The 20,481-nt window shown below is 41.1% G+C and carries 18 protein-coding genes; 15 read left to right on the forward strand and 3 right to left on the reverse strand.

What is annotated here, in order from left to right; genetic code table 11:
- Positions 1 to 31: 31 nt before the first annotated feature.
- The 5 genes from ACFFGT_RS11765 (at position 32) to ACFFGT_RS11785 (ending at position 6,061) form a co-directional block, all read left to right on the forward strand.
- Entirely contained in the window at positions 32 to 496 is a 465-nt protein-coding gene (locus tag ACFFGT_RS11765; protein WP_377022728.1) for a response regulator, read from the forward strand.
- 90 nt (positions 497 to 586) lie between these two features.
- Positions 587 to 4,123, forward strand: a complete 3,537-nt coding sequence (locus tag ACFFGT_RS11770) for a PKD domain-containing protein (RefSeq protein ID WP_377022729.1) — start codon at positions 587 to 589, stop codon at positions 4,121 to 4,123.
- Positions 4,124 to 4,125: 2 nt separating this feature from the next.
- Positions 4,126 to 5,142 carry a PorP/SprF family type IX secretion system membrane protein gene (locus ACFFGT_RS11775; RefSeq protein WP_377022730.1) on the forward strand — a complete coding sequence of 339 codons (1,017 nt, stop codon included), beginning with the start codon at positions 4,126 to 4,128 and terminating at the stop codon, positions 5,140 to 5,142.
- A gap of 265 nt (positions 5,143 to 5,407) precedes the next feature.
- A complete protein-coding gene (locus ACFFGT_RS11780; protein ID WP_377022731.1) occupies positions 5,408 to 5,809 on the forward strand; it encodes a hypothetical protein in 402 nt (133 codons plus the stop codon).
- Positions 5,810 to 5,827: 18 nt separating this feature from the next.
- The gene (locus ACFFGT_RS11785) at positions 5,828 to 6,061 is read left to right on the forward strand and encodes a hypothetical protein (RefSeq protein ID WP_377022732.1); all 234 of its coding nucleotides are present in this window, start codon (positions 5,828 to 5,830) and stop codon (positions 6,059 to 6,061) included.
- 59 nt (positions 6,062 to 6,120) lie between these two features.
- Here ACFFGT_RS11785 and ACFFGT_RS11790 read toward each other — a convergent pair whose 3' ends face one another.
- Both ACFFGT_RS11790 and ACFFGT_RS11795 read right to left on the reverse strand, forming a co-directional pair.
- Complete coding sequence (locus ACFFGT_RS11790; protein WP_377022733.1) at positions 6,121 to 7,515, reverse strand: arginine decarboxylase; 1,395 nt, start codon at positions 7,513 to 7,515, stop codon at positions 6,121 to 6,123.
- Positions 7,516 to 7,748: 233 nt separating this feature from the next.
- Positions 7,749 to 8,729: a GlxA family transcriptional regulator gene (locus ACFFGT_RS11795; RefSeq protein ID WP_377022734.1), complete on the reverse strand. Its 981-nt coding sequence runs from the start codon at positions 8,727 to 8,729 to the stop codon at positions 7,749 to 7,751.
- Between the two features lie 161 nt (positions 8,730 to 8,890).
- On the opposite strand from ACFFGT_RS11795, the gene ACFFGT_RS11800 reads away from it, so the two are divergent.
- The 3 genes from ACFFGT_RS11800 (at position 8,891) to ACFFGT_RS11810 (ending at position 10,585) form a co-directional block, all read left to right on the forward strand.
- Positions 8,891 to 9,313, forward strand: a complete 423-nt coding sequence (locus tag ACFFGT_RS11800) for a DoxX family protein (protein WP_377022735.1) — start codon at positions 8,891 to 8,893, stop codon at positions 9,311 to 9,313.
- 262 nt (positions 9,314 to 9,575) lie between these two features.
- Positions 9,576 to 10,151 (forward strand): dihydrofolate reductase family protein, encoded by a 576-nt coding sequence (locus tag ACFFGT_RS11805; protein ID WP_377022736.1) that lies wholly within the window; start codon positions 9,576 to 9,578, stop codon positions 10,149 to 10,151.
- 110 nt (positions 10,152 to 10,261) lie between these two features.
- The gene (locus tag ACFFGT_RS11810; protein ID WP_377022737.1) at positions 10,262 to 10,585 is read left to right on the forward strand and encodes an HTH domain-containing protein; all 324 of its coding nucleotides are present in this window, start codon (positions 10,262 to 10,264) and stop codon (positions 10,583 to 10,585) included.
- Here the strand turns inward: ACFFGT_RS11810 and ACFFGT_RS11815 are convergent.
- Positions 10,567 to 11,841, reverse strand: a complete 1,275-nt coding sequence (locus ACFFGT_RS11815; protein ID WP_377022738.1) for a hypothetical protein — start codon at positions 11,839 to 11,841, stop codon at positions 10,567 to 10,569. The two genes, ACFFGT_RS11810 and ACFFGT_RS11815, sit on opposite strands and share 19 nt — an antisense overlap.
- Positions 11,842 to 11,998: 157 nt before the next feature.
- On the opposite strand from ACFFGT_RS11815, the gene ACFFGT_RS11820 reads away from it, so the two are divergent.
- From ACFFGT_RS11820 to ACFFGT_RS11850, 7 genes are all read left to right on the forward strand, one after another.
- The gene (locus tag ACFFGT_RS11820) at positions 11,999 to 12,370 is read left to right on the forward strand and encodes a DoxX-related protein (protein ID WP_377022739.1); all 372 of its coding nucleotides are present in this window, start codon (positions 11,999 to 12,001) and stop codon (positions 12,368 to 12,370) included.
- A 68-nt stretch (positions 12,371 to 12,438) separates the two neighbouring features.
- The gene (locus tag ACFFGT_RS11825) at positions 12,439 to 13,830 is read left to right on the forward strand and encodes a serine hydrolase (RefSeq protein WP_377022740.1); all 1,392 of its coding nucleotides are present in this window, start codon (positions 12,439 to 12,441) and stop codon (positions 13,828 to 13,830) included.
- 294 nt (positions 13,831 to 14,124) lie between these two features.
- On the forward strand, positions 14,125 to 15,180 hold the full coding sequence (locus ACFFGT_RS11830; protein ID WP_377022741.1) for a hypothetical protein: 1,056 nt from the start codon (positions 14,125 to 14,127) through the stop codon (positions 15,178 to 15,180).
- The gene (locus ACFFGT_RS11835; protein ID WP_377022742.1) at positions 15,180 to 16,280 is read left to right on the forward strand and encodes a S8 family peptidase; all 1,101 of its coding nucleotides are present in this window, start codon (positions 15,180 to 15,182) and stop codon (positions 16,278 to 16,280) included. Before ACFFGT_RS11830 ends, ACFFGT_RS11835 begins: the two co-directional genes overlap by 1 nt.
- Entirely contained in the window at positions 16,277 to 17,776 is a 1,500-nt protein-coding gene (locus ACFFGT_RS11840; RefSeq protein WP_377022743.1) for a hypothetical protein, read from the forward strand. Before ACFFGT_RS11835 ends, ACFFGT_RS11840 begins: the two co-directional genes overlap by 4 nt.
- 18 nt (positions 17,777 to 17,794) lie before the next feature.
- On the forward strand, positions 17,795 to 18,439 hold the full coding sequence (locus tag ACFFGT_RS11845) for a hypothetical protein (RefSeq protein ID WP_377022744.1): 645 nt from the start codon (positions 17,795 to 17,797) through the stop codon (positions 18,437 to 18,439).
- 281 nt (positions 18,440 to 18,720) lie between these two features.
- Positions 18,721 to 20,457, forward strand: a complete 1,737-nt coding sequence (locus ACFFGT_RS11850) for a phospho-sugar mutase (protein ID WP_377022745.1) — start codon at positions 18,721 to 18,723, stop codon at positions 20,455 to 20,457.
- The last annotated feature ends 24 nt before the right edge of the window (positions 20,458 to 20,481 follow it).

Below are 20,481 nucleotides of genomic sequence, written 5' to 3' on the forward strand. Positions count from 1 at the left end.
AAAGGGCTTCGCCTTTAATAAACCAATTTTAATGAACCAAAGCATCGCGCAGGCGGGTGTGCTGTATATTGATGACACAGTATGCAAGCTTGATGAATTTAAAAATCAGTACAAGCATTTATTTGCTGTTTACACAGCGTCAACAATGACCGGAGGCCGCCATTTGCTTGCCTTAAATGAAATAGCTGTAGTTATTATTAATCAACTGATGCCGGGCAGCACAGGTATTAGTTTTCTTGAACTGGCCACCCAAACTAATCCCCGCACCATCAGGGTTTTACTGACAGGTTTTTCAGACAGCAATATTGTTGCTGATGTTGTTAACATGGGCATAGTTCACAAAACCATAGCTAAACCCTGGCAAAGCGACGACATGAAATATACCATTCAAAACGCCCTGGAAGTTTATGATCTGCGAAAGCAAAACCTTGAGCTTACTTATAAAGTAAATACAGCAAATTATGAAACCGACCGGGCTATTAAACAGCATGGTTAATTTTACATAGTTATCGTGTTGTATCAATAAAGGTTTTTGTACTTTTAAAGGGTAGTTTAATGCTACCAAATCAAATTCAACTGAACACCTTTGAGCAGGATAAACTTTTTGCGGGCGTTAGGTCTCGCGTTTGCTTTCATATGCTTTGTTGTTTGTACTTATGCGCAGGGTTCATCAAACCAGGGTACAGAGTTTTACACAGCCTATATTGATCATATTGACGGTGCTGCCGGCAGCCCTAACGCGTTGGGTAGGGGCAGCCAGATGGAACTTTATATAACCGCCGATGTAAATACTACTGTAACTGTTGGGGTTGCGGATGACAGTTCCCCAAGTACTTACCAGGTCAATGCGAATAATATATTAACCGTGGATATTCCTCCCAGTGCATTCATAGGGGGCCAGGGGCAATTCTTAAAAGGGATTCACATCACTTCGTTAAAACCAATAGCTGTTTACGCGCATATTTTTGCGGAGAATGTATCCGGTGCAACGCTTTTGCTCCCGGTTAATACCCTTGGTAAAGATTATCTCTCCATTAATTACAAACAAATATCTAATTCAAATAACGGTACAAAAAACAATGAAGGCGTCCCCTCATATTCAACCTTTGCAGTAATAGCCACAGAAGATAATACCACTGTTGAAATAACGCCATCGCAAGCACTGTTAAACGGGATTCCTGCAAACCAGGCTTTCACTATAAATTTAAAAAAGGGTGAGGTATACCAGGGCTTGTCGGCTACAGATTTAACCGGCACCCGCATCCGATCGATTGTAAGCGCTACCGGAGCCTGTAAAAAAATTGCCGTTTTTTCGGGCAGCTCAAAAATAAGTATCGGATGCCAGGGGGATAAGGGATCATCAGATAACCTTTTTCAGCAGGTTTATCCTTTAGCGGTTTGGGGTAAAAATTATATAACCGCGCCTTTAAAAACACGCAATTATGATATTTTAAGAATAGTGCTTAGCTCGCCCGATACCAAGGTTACTGTAAACGGGGCAGCGCCGCAGGGGGGATTAATTAATGGTTTGTATTACGAGTTTACATCAACTGCAACTAATATTATCTCTGCTGATAAACCAATCCAGGTAGTGCAATACGCGGTAACCCAGGGCGAAGGGTTAAATTGCCAGCTCATTAACGGCGATATCGGCGACCCTGAAATGATATATTTAACACCCATTGAGCAAACGCTTGATCATGTTACCTTAAATTCAACCCATAATTACCTCATACAGAATAATTTTATTAATGTTATTATTAAAACAGCTGCAGTGCCAACGTTTTCGCTCGATGGGCAACCTTATACCCAGTTTTCTGCAGTACCCAATAGTGTTTATTCCTATGCACAAATTAGCGTAAGCGCCGGTGTTCATAATATCAAAGCATCAGATGGCTTTAATGCTATTGCTTATGGCTTTGGCAAAACCGAATCATACGGTTACGCTGCGGGTACCAACCTTAAAAACCTTAACGAGTTTATTGCATTATTAAACCCCGCAGATCATACAACACAGGCAAACGGCTGTACCGATACACACTACAAGCTGCAATTGACACTGCCATTCCAAACCAATAAAATTAGTTGGGACTTTAAGGATGGCAGTCCTGCGGTTGTTATAAATAACCCAATACCAACAGGTTCAATAATCAAGGATTCAAAAGTGCTTTATACCTATGAATATCCGAAAGATGAAGTATTCATTGATGGTGATTATAGCGTAGTGGCTACCGTATTTAACCCAATTGCCGACGAATGCGGATCGAACGAGGATATAGAGTTTGATTTTAATATCTCGGTGCCGCCGGTTGTAAAGTTCAGTTATGCAAATACCTGTTTTGGTGGTGATGTGCAATTTACAGATCAGTCAACGTCCGGTACACGGCAAATTAAAACCTGGAAATGGGATTTTGGCGATGGGATAACCGATGTAGTGCAGAACCCTGTGCACAAATATGCTCAGCCCGGCGATTACATGGTTACATTGTTTGTTACCAATGAAAATGGCTGTGGCGGTGCATCCGATCCAATAAAAATACACATATCACAGCTTCCTGTTGCATCGTTTAGCTATTCATCGCCAGGCTGTGCTGGTCAGGACGTTACGTTTACAGATAACTCCACATCTGTCGAGGGAGACATCGTTAGCTGGCAATGGGACTTCGGAGATGGCACTCCGGTTGAAACCCTGACGAGCAAAAATCCGTTTAACCACACGTATAATACACCGGGAGATTATTTGGTTAAGCTAACTGTAACAAATAGTAATGGCTGCACAAGTAATATAACCCCGCTGCATGTTAACATTTATCCTGTGCCAGTAGTTGATTTTTTATTGCCAGATGCCTGTGAGGATGACTTTGCCCAGTTTACTGATCAAAGCACAATTGCCGATGCTACCGAAGCTGATTTTACTTACGAGTGGAATTTTGGCGACCCTAATGCTACTGCAGGCAACGCTAATATTGCTTACGGGAAAAATCCTAAACATAAGTTTTTGGCCGGTAATTACCAGGTTACGCTTAAGGTTACTTCAAAATATGGCTGCTCTTTTACCTCGGCCCCCAAATTACTGACAATTAATGGCAGTAACCCAAAAGCTGTAGTAGTGGTTCAGGATCCCTCAGGTTTATGCAGCGCCCAGGAAGTGTTTTTTAAAAATCAATCATCTGTTAATTTCGGCGAGATCACCCGGCTTGAGGTTACTTATGACCGCAGCGACCCGTCAACAATGGTAGTTTATGATCACCCGGCATTTGGGATGCAGCTGCGGCATAAATATCCTTTATTTACTACAGGATCGCGCCAGGTTACTTTAAAGGCGATAGCATATTCAGGTACATCATGTTCAGATGTTGCAGAAATCCCGTTTACTTTAAAAGCATCGCCTACGGTAACCTTTGATCAGGCACCGGTTTTTTGTATCGAATCGGAGCCTAAAAAATTAGTACCAAATCTTTTAGGCCCCGCCGGCTCGGGCGTGTTTTCGGGTACAGGGATCAGTACAGATGGTGTTTTTAATCCGGCTGTTTCCGGTGCGGGTGTATTTGATATCAGTTACATCTATACAACCCAGGATGCCTGCGCTGATACTGTTATACAGCAGATTAAGGTAGATGCATCTCCTGTTGTTTCGTTAGGAGCGGATTTTACTATGCTTGAAGGCGCAAAGCACGTTTTAAAACCTGTAGTGAACGATAATAACTTAACCTATAAATGGACGCCCGCAACTGGCCTTGATCATGATGATGTAGCCAATCCGGTGGCAAGCCCTGCACAGGATGTTACCTACCAGGTAGTTGTTACATCGGGGCATGGATGCCAGGCTATGGCCAGTGTATCGGTAAAGGTTTTGAAGTTTTTAGTAGTCCCCAATGTATTTACACCTAATGGAGATGGGGTAAATGACTTTTGGGATGTTAAAAATTTAGAAAGTTATCCAAATAATAAGGTTGAAGTATACAACCGATACGGAGAAAGGGTATATTCGTCAATTGGTTATAGTGTACCGTGGGATGGACGATACAATGGCTCATATTTGCCTCCCGGAACTTATTATTATATTATTGACCCCAAGAATGGCCGAGAGGTTATTGCAGGTAATGTGACCATTATCAAATAAAAATGAAGCGAATTTTATATACTTTAATAGTTATTGCTGTAACAACTCAATTGGCAAAAGCCCAGCAACGACCGCAGTACACTCAATACGTATTCAACAATTACCTCTTAAATCCTGCATTGAGCGGTATTGAAAATTATACCGATGTAAAATTGGGCTACCGCAGTCAATGGACAGGACTTGAAGGCGCACCGGTAACATCTTATTTTTCGGTAAACGCGCCTATAGGCAACAGGTTTTTACAGGGCGATGCTACAGCCTTTCCTGCGGGCGGAGGTTTAAACCCTTCAAGCAGGTCATACACACAAAATTATATGGCTGCTGAACCGCATCATGGGGTTGGTTTAATGGTTGTGTCTGATAAAACCGGCCCAATAACACAAACCAATATCGATGCTACGTATGCTTATCACCTTGGGCTTACCGAAACCTTAAATTTAGCTGTCGGTGTATCGGCAGGGGTAAGTCATAACGTAATTGATGTCAGCAAGCTTACTTATGTTGATCAGAACGACCCTACCATCAATAACATCACGGGCTCACAATGGAAACCTGATTTGGGTATAGGTGTATGGGCATATTCGTCTAATTACTTCTTTGGGGCATCGGTACAACAGATCCTGCCGCAAAATTTATATGTAACCACCTCAACAACAGCAGTGCAAAATAAAACCGTACCACATTATTTTGTGACCGGCGGTGTTAAGCTTTTCGTATCTGACGATATTACGCTGATGCCTTCGGCTTTGCTGAAGTTTATAGCGCCGGTTCCGGTAACTTTTGATGTGAATATGAAAATGTCGTTCAGGGATAAATTCTGGATAGGCGGCTCATACCGCCGTAATGATTCATACGCGGCATTGGTAGGGTTTAACCTCAGCTCACTGATCAATGTTGGCTACTCTTATGATTTTACTACATCGGCCTTAAACACGGTGAGCCACGGTTCGCATGAAATTGTATTAGGCATCCTGCTTAATAACAGGTATAAAGTAACTTGTCCTCAGCATACTTTTTAATTTCTAAAAACGTTTTAAATACGTAAAGGCAAAGCATTTCCTGTTTTCAAAATTGGCGCCATTAAATGGTGTATAGTGTGCCCGTTCAGGAGATGCGGTTATACATTCTTACGTAAAAAATTCCACAAACAATCCTGACAATCTTTGTCACATACGTAAGCAATAGTAGGCTTTGCAGTTGAAAAGTATTTTCTTAAAAAGATAAAAAATAAAACAATACAATTGATTTGTAGGTTTAATTTAATAATAACTAAAATTAAAACCTATGAATACCAATAATGAGAACTGGGGAAACCAGGATAACAACAGCAATGATTTTAAAAACAGCACCAATTCATTTTCCGTAAATGGTGGTGAAGTTTATCCAAACCGCGATCTTGAAAGCGACGATGATAATTTGGACGAGACAGATGATATTGTTGACTATGACGAAAAACCTGAGGTAGAAAAGCCTGAGAAAGAAAGAGTAGGAACTCATAGTCAATCGGAAGTTGACCAGCCTAACAGGAGCGCAGATACTTCGTTCAGTGAGCAAACTGATGTAACGCCACCGAATAAAAAGGAGTTTCCTTCGGTAGGTCCGGCCAAAACCGATTTTGAGAGCCGTCCGCATGGCCGCACAACTGGCCGTATGCTTGGTCATGAGCCCGGCACTGAAGGGATTTAATAAAAGGAGGGTATAATCATGATTGATTATAGAGATAATAACCCTGCCCGCGGACAGGACAATATTAAAGGGGCAATGGGGAGCCATATCAATGACAGCTATAACAATGCTGTTAGAAGGAACCCCTGCCTCGAAACTAAAGGTCCTCAAAAATTGCATTTTAGGGTTTTACATGAGGATGGCAGCCTGGCCGATCTTCCGGATCAGAACGTTGAGGGAGCAGGCGTTGGTGATGGCACAATAGGCCGTTAACAAAACAAAAAAGGTGACCATTTGGCCACCTTTTTTGTTTATGTTGTTATACCAGACAATTAAGTAGTATAGCCCAGGATTTTTAATACTTGTTTACTATTCTGTTCTTCGCCAAATACTTCAAAGTTGAAAGTTTCGTCCCTGTTACGGCGAATGATCACATGCTTAGGTGATGGCAGCAGGCAGTGGTGGATACCACCGTAACCACTTAATACCTCCTGGTAAGCACCTGTGTTAAAGAAGCCTAAATACTGCACCTTACGTGTTTTAGGCATAAATACGCTGTTCATATGCGCCTCCTGGTTGTAATAATCCTGCCCGTCGCAGGTGATACCACCGAGGTTTACACGCTCGTATTCCGAATCCCAGTTATTAACCGGTAACAGGATATATTTTTGGTTCAATGCCCAAACATCAGGTAAGTTAGTGATGAACGAACCGTCAAGCATCAGCCAGCGTTCGCGGTCATTCTGTTGTTTACGGCCTAATACTTTGTACAGGATACCCGAAGCCTCGGCTACAGTATATTTACCAAATTCGGTAATGATATCCGGTTCCATGGTATCGTGCTCGGCACAGATCTCTTTAATCCGGCTTACAATTTCATTGATCATGTACTCATAATCAAAATCGAAAACCAGCGAGTCTTTAAATGGCATACCGCCGCCAATATCAAGTGTATCCAAATGCGGATTTACTTTTTTGAACTTGCAGTAAAGGGTTACATATTTTTCCAGCTCATTCCAGTAGTATGGTGTATCAGAGATACCGGAGTTGATGAAGAAATGCAACAGCTTAACCTGGAAGTTAGGGTTATCCTCAATTTTGTTATGATAAAAATCAATAACATCTTCCATGCGTACACCTAAACGTGATGTATAAAATTGCGAATCAGGCTGCTCTTCAGCTGCTATCCGGATGCCCAGGTTACAAGGGGTATCCATCTCAATTTCATCATCGTAGAGGTTAAACTCTTCTTTATTATCCAATACCGGGATGATGTTTTTGAAACCATCATGCAGCATATCAATAATATATGTTTTGTACTGAAAAGTTTTAAAACCGTTACAAATTACGGTTATATCCTTTGTTACAGTGCCTTTTTTCTCCAAAGCATCAATCATTGGCATATCAAATGCCGACGATGTTTCCAGGTGGATCTCATTTTTCAGGGCTTCTTCAACAATATGCCTGAAATGTGAGCTCTTGGTACAATAGCAGTATTTATAGCTGCCGCGATAATTGTTTTTGATGATAGCCTGTTGAAACAGCAGTTTAGCCTGCTGGATCTTTTTGGATATCATAGGCAGATAAGTAAAGCGTAGGGGGGTACCATACGTTTCAATCATCTCCATCAAATTTAGGTCCTGAAAGTATAGTTCATCATCGATGATCTCAAAACCATCTTGTGGAAAACCTACACTTAAGTCAAGAAATTCCTGGTAACTCTGCATCCTTAAAAATTTTGGGGCAAAAATGTAATTTTTAAACGGAATATTTGGCTATTTGTTAGGATTAATTTTATTGACAGAATGTAATGTTTTTGCAATGAAAGTGGGATTGTTCATTACCTGCTGTAATACAGTGTATTGCTATTGATAATCAATAGATTTTTTCGATAATAATGAAGCTGTAATATAAGCTCATGCGGAGGGTTAATAACCGCTCAAAATCAAGGCAGCCAGACCTATGCCACTGCGGCCTCCTTATTATATTTATTGCGGTAATCAATTGGCGATATCCCGGTGATTTTTTTAAAAACCGTACGGAATGCTTTGGCATCGGTATACCCAACATCGTACATTACCTCGTTGATGTTTTTGGGAGTGCTTTCCAGTTGCTTTTTGGCTGCTTCAATTTTTACACGCTGGATATATTCAACCGGGGTATTGTTGGTGGCTTTTTTAAAACGGCGTTCAAAATGCCTGCGGCCGATGGCATACATGGACGATAGGTCTTCTACCGAGATCTTCTCGGTAACATTATTTTCTATGTATTCCTGGGCTTGCTTTATCGGGTCGTCCTCGTGCTTTTTTTGCCCCGTGAACATAGCAAAAGGCGATTGACTTTTCCTGTCAATTTCCAAAGCGTAGATCTTTGCTGCCATAATAGCTATATCCCGTCCGGCATATTTTTCAATCAATAATAATAACAGGCTCCAGTAGGAGGTGGCACCTCCGCTTGAATACAGCCCCTGCTGTTCGGTAACTATCCGCCCATCAACCAGCGTCACCTCCGGGAACATGCTTCTGAACTTGTCGGCTGTGATCCAATGGCTGGAACATTCTTTACCATTCAATAGGCCTGTAGATGCCAGTACAAACGAGCCGATACAAAGGCTGGCTACTTCAGCGCCGTTATTGTATTGATTGATAATCCATGGCACAAACTCCTGGTTTACTTTTACCGCATTTTCAAGATCGCCACTTATAGCCGGGATGATCACCATATCGCTTTTTTGTAATTCACTCAGTAAAACATCGGGATGAACCGAAAACATGCCGCCATGTACTTTAACTTCTTTGGTAAGTCCAACCATTTGCACGTTAAATGCAGGCTGCCTGCCCATAGCTTGCAAAAAATCATTAGCGCCTGTGAAAATGGTCCGGGCATCTACAATACTGGCTAAAACTGCCTCATTGGGTATCAGGATAGCAACATGTTTCATGTTTATTAATCGTATAAATTGCTTATTTTGGATAAAGATAGTAAACACTAAAGTCGCAATCAACCCCTTAACAAGTCCTTTTTGCACGCTACGCGATTTTGCCTCCCGGGATAACTTTGTATTGTTAACAAATCGATAATCACACAAAAAACAATATCATCATGAAACCAACAACAATTAAAACCCTGTACTGGATCTTCACTGTTCTTTTTTTATTAGCTATGCTCGGCGACGCTTACGGAGGGATCACCATGCAGCAAGCCGGTAAGGATTCATTAGCCAAACTTGGCTACCCCATGTACCTGCTGGTTATTATGGGATCGGCAAAAATAGCGGGTGTGCTGGCCATAGCTCAAACCAAGTATCGTGTTATTAAAGAATGGGCGTATTCGGGCTTTGCTATCAGCTTTATCGGGGCATTTTTGTCATGGTTTGCCATCGGTGCCGGTGCTGCTATGCTCATCCCGCCGGTAGTGATGCTGCTTGTAATGTTCTTAACTTACTACTTATGGAAAAAGTATGAACAGGTAAAAGAACTGGGTTTAACCAATACCAGGCTCGCCGGAAATAGCGAAGTGGCTTAATCATATAAATATAATTATTCAATTCCGGGTTTATCAACTCCCCCAGTTAAATCGCATTTAAAACAGGAGGCTCCTACGGAGCCAGGTAAACCACTGACTTTGACTATAAACATGATACTCCTACGGAGTTGTATTCGCAAGTTCATTAAACTCCGTAGGAGTATCATGTTTATAGAAAATGAAATAAAAACATAAGGCTCCGTAGGGACCTCCTGTCAACTATTGATTTTAAACTATTTTTTCGAGTTAAACCTATATGACCATGCGCAAACTGATAGTATCCCTGAACATTACGCTGGATGGTTTTGTAGCAGCAGAAGACGAGGGCCTTGACTGGCACTATCAATACTGGACGGATGAAATAGCCGAAACAGCAACAGAACTGCTTAGTTATGCAGATACTATTTTATTGGGTAAAAATACCTACCAGGCTATGGCTGCCTACTGGCCTTTCCAGGCCAGGTGCATGAATTTCCCGCGTACCGATATTGCTTATGCCGATATGATGAACAATCACCAAAAAGCGGTTCTTTCCTCAACAATGACCACTGTTTGGTGGAATAATTCATTACTGCTCAAGGGCAATTTAAAACAAGCAATAGAAAACTTAAAAAGGCAGCATGGCCGTGATATCCTTACTTACGGAAGTATCAGTGTTGTTAAACGACTGGCGGCTGTGAATTTGATTGATGAATACCAGTTTTGGGTCCACCCGGTAATTTTAGGTAACGGCAGGCCGCTTTTTAACGGGCTAAAAAATAATGTGCCTTTAAAACTGGTATCGCAGAAAGTTTTTTCATCGGGGGTGATTTTGATGGTTTATCAAGCCCTCAATTAATTTTTAGGGAAAAACAGGTAGACAGACCAGTTTTATCAATCGCATTTTTACTGCTGACACACAGCTGTCAATAACGCGTTACACCTTTGTATGAAAAAATGTGATCCGTTATGAACAGGGCCGACAGGTTACTAAGGGTATTGGTGTTGCTGCAAACCAGGGATGTGGTATCCATTGAGTTGTTGAAGGCGCATTTTCATATCAGCGCCCGCACAGCCTACCAGGACCTTGAGGCTCTGAAGCAACTAAAAATAACAGTAACATTTGAGGCCGAAAAAGGCTGTTTTGTTTTAGTTGCAAGCTGCCCTTCGCCGGGTAATAATAGCGAGATCATTTCTCAGCCAATGATGGTTATTCCCCCTGCTATAAAAAATGAGCTGTTATCGGTTATCCCGCGAGAGATAAATAACGATCCTCAAAATTCATCGTCGTAGTTTACTTTCCCATTTGTCAGCCGTACATAATCCACCGATCCTGTACCCTGGAACCGAAATACTATCCCGATTATTTTGGCTCGACTGATGCCTTTATCCACTGTATAAACAGGTTTATTATCAATGAAAATTTGCGCCTTGCCGCTGTGTGATACAATTTTAAGTGGTATATATTTTCCAAAGTCGACCCCGAAGGCAGACAAATCATGCTTTTTACCGGATACCTCGTAACCTGCAAAATACATATCCAGGTCAGATACACAGCCCTTGGTGCTTAGGGGGATCCAGATGGCCGTACCCTTACACAAAATATAAACAGTGCTCAGGCGGCAAGCGGCTGCGCCTTCATTATAATTGTTTTTAACAGCCGTTTCAAAAGTAAAATCATCGCTGTATATCTCGCCAAAATCGGTAACGTTGGTATAAACCACATAGGGCGGGGTAGGCTGCATGGCAATATTGCGCCCCTTGATTTTTTCTGGCGACAGGGAAAGCTTGCCATCTGCCATGGCATCTTTTTTTTCATAATAAACAGGTACTGGCTGCTTTTCAACTATGGGCAGCCACCCGTTCGATTCAACCATCAGTTCATGCTGTTTTACAATTTTGCCGCCCACGATGAGCTTGGCGTAATAAAAATCAGGGAAGTAATAAATAGAGGTATGCTGATGATCGTTTTTGGAAACGTTAACCCGTAAATGCCTGTCCCATGATTGCTGGATTGCTACCGAATCATAAGGGGCCTTGGTTGCATCAAAATCAAACACAACTGAATTTGGCAAACCCGAAGTAATTACTTTTTTACTGCTGAAGGCATAATCTTTTGGTACTATGGGTGGTTTCGGATGTTCGGTACGTGAAGCCATGATTACAACCAATAAAATGCCTACCAGCGTTAAAACACCCAAAGCATAAGGCATCGACCTGGAGTGTTTTTTTACCGGCCGGGGCTTTGGTTTGGGTGATTCAGCCGGTTTGTTAACCGGGACAAATTGTGTACTGAACGCCCTGAAGTTTTCATAACCCAAAAATTGCACCAGCGTATCCATGGTGTAGGTATTGGGCAGGCTATCATATTTAACCTTACCCCAGATGCGCTTCAGCGTAACATGGCTTATGGATGCACCGGTTTTCTCCCTTATCTTTTCGCTCAGGTTTATAAAGTCCTGGTTCTTCCAGCTATTGCTGTCTCCCCAGCCGGTGAAGGTTTCGTATTGTTTTATCAGTTCGGTAATAAGCAATTCTTGTGCAGGCATATCCATTGGTCAAAAATAGCCGGTAAATCAGTTCAAATATTATTTGTACAGGCTTGTACCAACTTGTACAGGCTGTGAATTGCTATAGCCCGGCGGGCAAACTAATTTTATCAGCAATTTAAAAATTAAACCTAAATATACCATAACCTAACCAACAATGAAACAAGTAATAAGCAGGATCAGTGCATACATCTATGCCACAGTAATGTTCATATTCGGTATTCAGCATTTTATGTATGCCGGTTTTGTGGCAACACTTATACCCGGCTGGATCCCGTTCCACCTGTTTTGGGTATACCTTACAGCTGTTGCGCTCATGGCTGCTGCTATAAGTATCTATGTTAACCTGTATGCCCAATGGGGATGTTTTTTATTAGGGTGTATGATATGGGTGTTTATTTTAACCATCCATATTCCCCTGCTGATCAACAGCCATTTTGATGCCGGTAAAATAACCAACGCCCTGAAAGATACCGGGCTGGCATCATGTGCCTTTATACTTGCAGCCATTTATGAGCGGGAGGGGTAAAATAATATCAATATCATATGTAACATAAATGCGTTTGCTGTAGTCTCCTTACCATCAATCCGCACCTTATGAAATTGAATTTTAAACACGTTTTTTTACTTGCACTGCTTATTACTTTTGGCACAGGGGAGACCTTTGCGCAGCAAACTAAAGCCGCTAATATTGATACCCTAATGCAAAGGGCAAACAGATTGGGCTTGTTTAACGGCAATGTATTGGTGGCCGATCATGGAAAGATCATTTATAAAGCTGCCATAGGTTACGCCGATGCGGGCAAAACAACGAGGCTTACCGATCAGTACCGCTTTCATATTGGTTCGATAGCTAAAGAATTTAATGCTGTTGGGATTATGATGCTGCAGGAACAAGGCAAGCTGAACCTGGATGATAAAGTATCCAAATATTTGCCGCAGCTACCTGTCTGGGCCGATAAGATCAGGATCATTAACCTGTTGCAATACACCAGCGGCTTGCCTGATATAAAATGGAAAACCGTTAGGGATGATGTCGGGAATATGGCCGATTTGATGAAGGTGGATTCGCTTGATTTTGAGCCCGGTAAAAAATATGTCTATAATAATAACAATGTTTTTCTGCAGCGCCGGATTATTGAAAAAATAACAGGTATTAGCTTCAGGCAGTTTGTTGAGGATTATGAATTGAAGCCTGCCGGTATGAATACTGCCATTGTAGATCCTACGGAAAAAGATGCGCTTGTAGCAAGATCATATGATAATGATGGAAAGCCGGATGACCTCGTGTATCCCATATCCGGCTGGACGGCAGTAACGCTTGACGATTTTTATGCCTGGGCTAACGCGATTATTAAATTTAAACTGATAAGCCCTGTAGCCACCCGCGAGATTATTAATGGTGTAAGCCCGGGCAGGCAATCAGGCCTTGGTGGCGGCAGTATGGACGGCGATAAAATGATTGGCCACACCCATGATGGTACTACTTTAAATTACCAGGCCCTATTGGTTAGCAAGGTGCCAAACGGTGTTACCATTATATTAATGACCAATAATAAGCAGGGAAACCTGTACTCTATAGAAAAGTCAATAGAGGCGATTTTAGAGGGTAAGCCATATGCCCTGGTGAAGCGGTCATTTTTGGATGAATTTGGTAATAAACTTGATTCTATGAGCGGTGAACAGATCATCAGCTTTTATAATGATCTTAAAAGCAAACGCGGAAACGAGTACAGTTTTGACGATGAAAATACATTGAACGAAACCGGTTATTACCTCATGAGCAAAAAAAGGTTGCCTGATGCTGTTGTAATTTTTGAGTATAATACCAAATTGTTTCCAAAATCGGGCAATGTGTTTGACAGCCTTGGCGAGGCCTATTATAACCAGGGTAATAAACCATTGGCGCTGTTGAATTATAAAAAGTCGTTACAGCTTGATCCAACAAATGACAACGCTAAAAAGATCATAACCGAATTGGATAAATAGGGGAGCCTGCAGTAAAATGATAAGGGGTTTATTGGCAGGCTAAATTGTCGCAAAAACACTTACCAACTCCTATATATCCGTCTGTTAATGCCGGTTTGCTTTAGGCAAGCCGGCTAACAGGCATTATATTACCACATTTCCTGCTATCCTTTGTTTCATGTTGGTTTAAAGGTGGGTATATCCTTGATTATTGCGTTAAAACACGTACGCAAATACCGTATTTTAACGGGTTGATATTTAGTTGTTTGCTTTGTAATTTAGGCAATATTTTCATATCTGCTAAACCCGCACCTTATGTTTAATTCCCCGATTATTGATCTGGCACTCACGCTGTCGTTCACCTATTTTTCGCTGAGCCTTACTGTAAGTACAATTCATGAGTACATTTCTGCCCTGTTGAATAAGCGGGGAGAATACCTGAAAAATACGATTGAATGTTTACTCTTTGACCAGGACTGGAAAAAAATAGCTGAAAAGCTTTATAGCAATCCAAACATTGCATCTTTAAAGAAAGATTTAAATAGTTTACCGTCGTATATCCCGGCAGGTAACTTTGCTACTGCCTTAATGGATCAGTTTAAAAACGATAAAAACATCATCCTTGATATGAATACGATCAGGGATGTTTTAACTGATGATGGAATTGCAGCACAAGTCGGCATTTCTGATGGGATCAGGAAACTTTTGCTTAATTTTTATGAGCGCGCCCAGGGCGATCTTCAAAACTTTCAAAAGCAGATAGAAACATTTTATAATTCGGCAATGGATAGGGCGTCTGGAGTTTACAAACGGGCATCCCAGCTTATTGTATTTATTATTTCTTTGTCAATCTGTGCCTCCTTTAATGTTGATACCATAAATATTGTCAATAAACTCTGGAGTAAGCAGGATGTTCTCAAGCATACGGCCGATAATCTGCAAACCACCGTAACCCAGCTTAACAAGGATAAATATAATCCTAAAACCGATTCGATTGAATTTGGAGTCGACAAAATAACGGTAATAAAAAATGCACACGTTGATACAACTAAAGCTGTGCCTGATGTAAAGAAAGTAGTTCGGCAGGTAAGCACCGTCAAAACGTTTATTGATGGTTCGGGTATCCCTATTGGCTGGACGTCACAAAACACACCAATTCTTAAAGGGAAAACATTTGGACAAGGTCTTTTACAGCTTTTAATTAAGATAGCCGGTATATTATTAACGGCTTTAGCCTTAATGTTGGGTGCGCCTTTTTGGTTCGATCTGATCAATAAAATTGTAAGTTTACGTGCAGCAGGTAAAAAGCCCGAAGAGGAATCAACCACACCAACTAAAAGTACTACCGTAACCGTAAAACCAGTAGGCTAATGCGTATAAAAGTAACCGTGCCTCTTAATACCAGGATAGGAGGTGCTCATACAACCTATCAAACCGGCACCGTAAGGGAGCCGGGCGAAGAAATAGAAGTGACGGGGACTGTGCAGGGCGAGGAGCTGGATGGAAACAATATTTGGTACAAAGCGGGCGATGAAGCCAACAGTAATTTCTGGAGCGGCGGAGCCGAACAAATAGATGGCGCTGGCAGGAACTTTCAGCAGTGGATGGCTGACTTAAACCTGCCGGAGATCTGGGCCAAGTACGCAGGTACCGGCGTTGGTGTTGCAGTGGTTGATACCGGCATTGCACCCGGTATAACAGACCTGTTTTATAATACCAGTAAATATTATGTTTATGGCGAGGGTGTTGAGATAAATGACGGGGACGGCCATGGCACTACATGTGCTTCTATCATAGGCGCAAGGAATATAAGTGATAACTATATCGGGGTGGCTCCTGCATGTAATTTATATATCTGTAAAATATCAGAGACAAGATTTTTTGATGATAATGAAACGGGGGCATTAAAATATGCTGAAGCTATTAACTGGTGTGCTTCCAAACCCGAGATACAGATAATTTCTATTAGCTGGAGTACTGAAATAAAACTTCAGCAAACAAAAGACACCATACAAAAGGCTATAGACAATGCTGTGAGTAATAAAAAGATAATTATATGCTCAATAGGTAACGCAACAAGTTTTGGCGATAATTCTGCTTTTTATCCTGCCTGTTTTGAAAATGTGATAGGAGTGGGAGCAGCACCTCTTGAAGATGTTGTTTACCCTTTTATTAATGAACACTTACATGTTGTAGTGAACGGGGCTAATATTGATGCTTATCAGAAAGACAGTACTGTTGAAAAAGGAACTGGAAGCAGCCAGGCCACAGCTATAATTGCAGGCATAGCTGCATTGATGGTGCAAAAGCTGAATTTTTCATACACTTTTGATGATATCAAAAATATGCTAATAAAATTCTGTGAGCCTCAAACACCTTTCTCTATACCGGCAGATGGGTCTGCAGGGACATTTAATCTTCCATTGTTAAACCCGGCGCTGTTGCTTGACTTTTTTAATAATACTATATGATTAAAAAGAGTTTACTTATTTCAACAATTCTTTTGCTCTTAATTGCCGAAGTACGGGCACAGCAAACCGATCGGATACTTTTTTACGATGCATTGTATTTAAAAAGCGTTTATAATAAAAATGCGAACAAGATTGTAACGGGCGCTGGTAACCAAAAGTTATTTTTTAGCTATTTCAATTTAAATAACGGTGCTAATCAAGCAACTATTGATAGCTCGATAATTAATAACCCTTTTTTCAAACCTATTTACCGTGCAGGTGGTGGTGCAACCAGTGGGGTTGGATCCAGTATATCCGGTTTGATACAATCTGCCGGCTCACTTGATGTTACTAACCTTGCCGATGGCCTCGCAAAATTTTTGGTTGAAAGAACAAAGCAGGAACTTTCCACAACCTTTTTTTCACGGTTTAAACAAGAGCTGGATAGTACCAGGCAATTGCAATTATTATTCCCGGTTACTTACAAGTCACTTACAGCCATTGATGTTGAGATCTATAATTATGCCGCCTATACGGATTTATTGCGCGAATCATTTCAGAAAGACCTGGCGCTTATACTGCCCAATGTTTCCAATTTGATTGAAGACCCATGTATGGACAGATTGTTTGCTGCCATGCCCCACGTCAGGACTATTTTTATTGATGCATTGTACATAGCCAATGAGTTTCATGAGGGTGCCCATCCCGGAGATATATTTCATAATTACCTGATTAATAAGGCTGATAACGGCGCCTTAAAACTTGTCAATGAAAATGTATATCCGGCATTGCAGGCTTTTGATCTTTTATCACAATCATTACGTTCAAATCAAAAGGATAAATATTGGGTTGATGCCGATTCGGCTAAGATGCTGTTCAATGACCCTATAACTTTTCAAATCTATCTGGGCTTGCTTTATCAGCAACTGGAAAAAAAGGACATTAGCTTTAAAGAGGGCTCCATGAAACAATTTCTCAAAGCCCATAGTAGTGACTTTTTAAAGTTTGAAGGGATCTATCAGAATTATGTCACTGAACTTATCCAAAAAGGAACTTTAGTTAATAAGTATTTTATCAGTTTAAAACAGCTTCAGCAAAAAGGTGATAATACCTTCAATTACCAGGATTATTACGCCCTCTATAATTCATCGCTTAATCTTTTCGAGCTGTTATTGAAATCACCAATTCTTTTAAATGCCGATCCGGCCAACATTACCATTCCAATAATTGACAGGAAAGACCCAAGGATTGATCAGTACCTGTCATCGGCCCGGAGCCTTGGCAATGTTTACATTGATGTTTACGAAAAACAATACCCATCGGCAATAGTTGAACTTAGTGGTGTTTACGATAATCTGTTTGTTAATAAAATAATTACTGATCCTATAAAACAGAAGCTAACTGCAAGTCTTGCCGAAAAAAAAGCTGAATATGATAAACAGCAGGATGCTGCCCTTAAAACTGCCATAAAAAAGGAAATAGAAGAACTTAACGGGAAAATTGCTTCGCTTACCTAATGGCCTGCAATAAACAAGATGTTTATTAAATATGGCAATTTTGCCGCTGAGGTATCAAAAGCAAAAAACAGCGATGAAGTAAAAAGTGCAATTGAAGCAATTGCGTTACCAGCAGGTAGTTCGACAGTTAAACGTGAGGCAATTTTTAACGTTGCTTTAAACGCCTATGTCGGCCCTTATCTGGGTATGGAAAAAGTGCATGGTATTGATGAAAAATATAAAGGCACTTACGGATTATCTGCACCGGTAGGCATTTCATTCAGCTGGGGCCATCGTTTATTATTTATTCCTACCGGCGATAAAAAATGGTCGACTTCGGTTTTTGTTTCCTTAATTGACATCGGCGCACTTGCTTCATACCGTTTTACATCAGGTAGTACTTCAGTAGCAAAAGACAGCAGTGCCACTGTAGCACAGGTGCCCAAAATTGAGCTGAAGAATATCATCAGTCCGGGTGTGTTTTTATCTATCGGCATACCATCTACGCCAATTTCAATTTCAGGAGGGTTCCAGGTGGCGCCCAATTTGCGTAATGTAAGTTTAACCGGGGCCAATAAAGATTTGATTACCAATACCTATGGTGATAACAAATTATACACCCGCTGGTCGGTAGGGATTTTGGTGGATATACCAGTAATTAATTTCTTCACCCGGGGGCGCTGATAGCTTCAGTAATTGATTTCCCCGTTAATACTAAATTGGATTGATTATCCAAAGGCAGGGTTGTTTTACCGCCCGAAGTTTATAAAACTTTTATGGCTGTATCTTGTTCAGATAGCATTCGCCGGATGTAGCCTTTGTTGTGCATTATAGTTTAAAACTTATTGCATATTGAGCTGGCATATTTAAAAAGATGATTTAACTTTAAGGCGTTCCATTTTGGTTATTTATTGCCATATTTGAAGCAAAACCGAACCAGATAAATTGAAAATATACAACCACTTATGCAGGAATTAGACCCCACCATTCTTCAAAAAGCAAACTCATGGCTTCAAGGAAATTATGATGCCGATGTAAAGCAGGAAATTCAAAAGTTAATTGATGATAAGGCTTATACCGAATTAACAGATTCATTTTACCGTGATCTGGAATTTGGTACAGGCGGCCTTCGCGGCACTATGGGGCCTGGTTCAAACCGTATCAATAAGTATACTATAGGTGCGGCAACACAGGGATTGGCTAATTACCTGAAAAAAACATACCCAGGTGAAAAAATCAAGGTTGCTATTGCCCATGACAGCCGTAACAATGCCGATTTCTTTTCGACTATTACGGCCGAGGTTTTTTCTGCCAATGATATCTATGTTTACTTTTTTAAAGCGCTGCGTCCAACGCCGGAACTTTCATTTGCAGTACGGCATTTAGGTTGTAAAAGCGGTGTAATGCTAACAGCATCGCACAATCCTAAAGAATACAATGGTTACAAAGCTTATGGAGCCGATGGCGGTCAGTTTGTTTCTCCGCATGATAAAGCTGTGATGGACGAGGTTGCTGCTATAGGCAGTGTCGATGACATCAAATTTAACCGTGTAGATGCCAATATCCAAGAAATAGGAGAGGAGATTGACGAGCTTTACCTAAGCAAGATCACCGAACTTTCTGTTTCGCCGGATGTAATTGCCCGCCAAAAAGATCTTAAAATAGTTTATTCGCCTATCCACGGTACTGGTATTACTTTGGTACCACAAGCCCTGGAAAGGTTTGGTTTTAAAAATGTGATCCTGGTTGATGAGCAAATTACACCCGATGGCAATTTCCCTACGGTAGTTTATCCTAACCCTGAAGAAAAGGAAGCCCTGACACTTGCACTAAAAAAAGCTCAGGAAACTGACGCCGACCTGGTATTAGCTACAGATCCGGATGCCGACCGTGTAGGTATCGCTGTGAAAAATACTGATGGCGAGTTTATCCTGCTTAATGGTAACCAAACCGGTGCTATGCTCATCAATTATTTGTTAAGCGCATGGGAAGAAAAAGGCAAGCTTACGGGTAAAGAATATATTGTTAAAACCATTGTTACAACAAACCTTATCGAACGCATTGCCGAAGCCAAAAACGTTACCTATTATAACACGCTGACCGGCTTTAAATATATTGGCGAGCTGATGACCCATTTTGAAGGTAAACAAACCTTTATTGGCGGCGGTGAAGAAAGCTACGGTTATTTAATTGGAGAGTTGGTAAGGGACAAGGATGCTGTTGTTTCGAGCGCATTTATTGCCGAAATGACCGCGTACTATAAAGATAAAGGCAGTAGCCTGTTTGAAGCCTTGATTGATACTTACGTACAATATGGTTTTTATAAAGAAAAGCTGATCTCCCTCACTAAAAAGGGTAAAACCGGTGCTGAAGAGATCAAGGAAATGATGGAAAAATTCCGCACCAACCCTCCGGCTACTTTAGGCGGCTCAAAAGTAACTACGCTTAAGGACTACGAAAAACGCATTGAAACTGATCTGGTTACCAATACAACTCAGCCGATTGAATTGCCGGCTTCTGATGTTTTACAGTTCATTACCGAAGATGGGAGCATCATTTCGGCACGCCCTTCAGGTACTGAGCCTAAAATTAAGTTTTATTGCAGCGTGAACGGCAAACTTGAAAGTAAGGAAGCCTACAGCGAAACAGACAAACAGCTTGACGCTAAGATTGCCTCCATTATGCAGGATCTTGGTGTTTAAGGATTGAAGGGCTATAAATAAAAA

The organism is Mucilaginibacter angelicae, assembly GCF_042434235.1.
Classification (GTDB): domain Bacteria; phylum Bacteroidota; class Bacteroidia; order Sphingobacteriales; family Sphingobacteriaceae; genus Mucilaginibacter; species Mucilaginibacter angelicae.

Coding starts and splice junctions, on each gene's coding strand:
- ACFFGT_RS11815 (WP_377022738.1), bottom strand. CDS start 11,841: ATGCCTGCACAAGAATTGCTTATTACCGAACTGATAAAACAATACGAA.
- ACFFGT_RS11785 (WP_377022732.1), top strand. CDS start 5,828: ATGATTGATTATAGAGATAATAACCCTGCCCGCGGACAGGACAATATT.
- ACFFGT_RS11825 (WP_377022740.1), top strand. CDS start 12,439: ATGAAATTGAATTTTAAACACGTTTTTTTACTTGCACTGCTTATTACT.
- ACFFGT_RS11775 (WP_377022730.1), top strand. CDS start 4,126: ATGAAGCGAATTTTATATACTTTAATAGTTATTGCTGTAACAACTCAA.
- ACFFGT_RS11845 (WP_377022744.1), top strand. CDS start 17,795: ATGTTTATTAAATATGGCAATTTTGCCGCTGAGGTATCAAAAGCAAAA.
- ACFFGT_RS11805 (WP_377022736.1), top strand. CDS start 9,576: ATGCGCAAACTGATAGTATCCCTGAACATTACGCTGGATGGTTTTGTA.
- ACFFGT_RS11795 (WP_377022734.1), bottom strand. CDS start 8,729: ATGAAACATGTTGCTATCCTGATACCCAATGAGGCAGTTTTAGCCAGT.
- ACFFGT_RS11850 (WP_377022745.1), top strand. CDS start 18,721: ATGCAGGAATTAGACCCCACCATTCTTCAAAAAGCAAACTCATGGCTT.
- ACFFGT_RS11820 (WP_377022739.1), top strand. CDS start 11,999: ATGAAACAAGTAATAAGCAGGATCAGTGCATACATCTATGCCACAGTA.
- ACFFGT_RS11835 (WP_377022742.1), top strand. CDS start 15,180: ATGCGTATAAAAGTAACCGTGCCTCTTAATACCAGGATAGGAGGTGCT.
- ACFFGT_RS11790 (WP_377022733.1), bottom strand. CDS start 7,515: ATGCAGAGTTACCAGGAATTTCTTGACTTAAGTGTAGGTTTTCCACAA.
- ACFFGT_RS11780 (WP_377022731.1), top strand. CDS start 5,408: ATGAATACCAATAATGAGAACTGGGGAAACCAGGATAACAACAGCAAT.
- ACFFGT_RS11765 (WP_377022728.1), top strand. CDS start 32: ATGAACCAAAGCATCGCGCAGGCGGGTGTGCTGTATATTGATGACACA.
- ACFFGT_RS11810 (WP_377022737.1), top strand. CDS start 10,262: ATGAACAGGGCCGACAGGTTACTAAGGGTATTGGTGTTGCTGCAAACC.
- ACFFGT_RS11800 (WP_377022735.1), top strand. CDS start 8,891: ATGAAACCAACAACAATTAAAACCCTGTACTGGATCTTCACTGTTCTT.
- ACFFGT_RS11840 (WP_377022743.1), top strand. CDS start 16,277: ATGATTAAAAAGAGTTTACTTATTTCAACAATTCTTTTGCTCTTAATT.
- ACFFGT_RS11830 (WP_377022741.1), top strand. CDS start 14,125: ATGTTTAATTCCCCGATTATTGATCTGGCACTCACGCTGTCGTTCACC.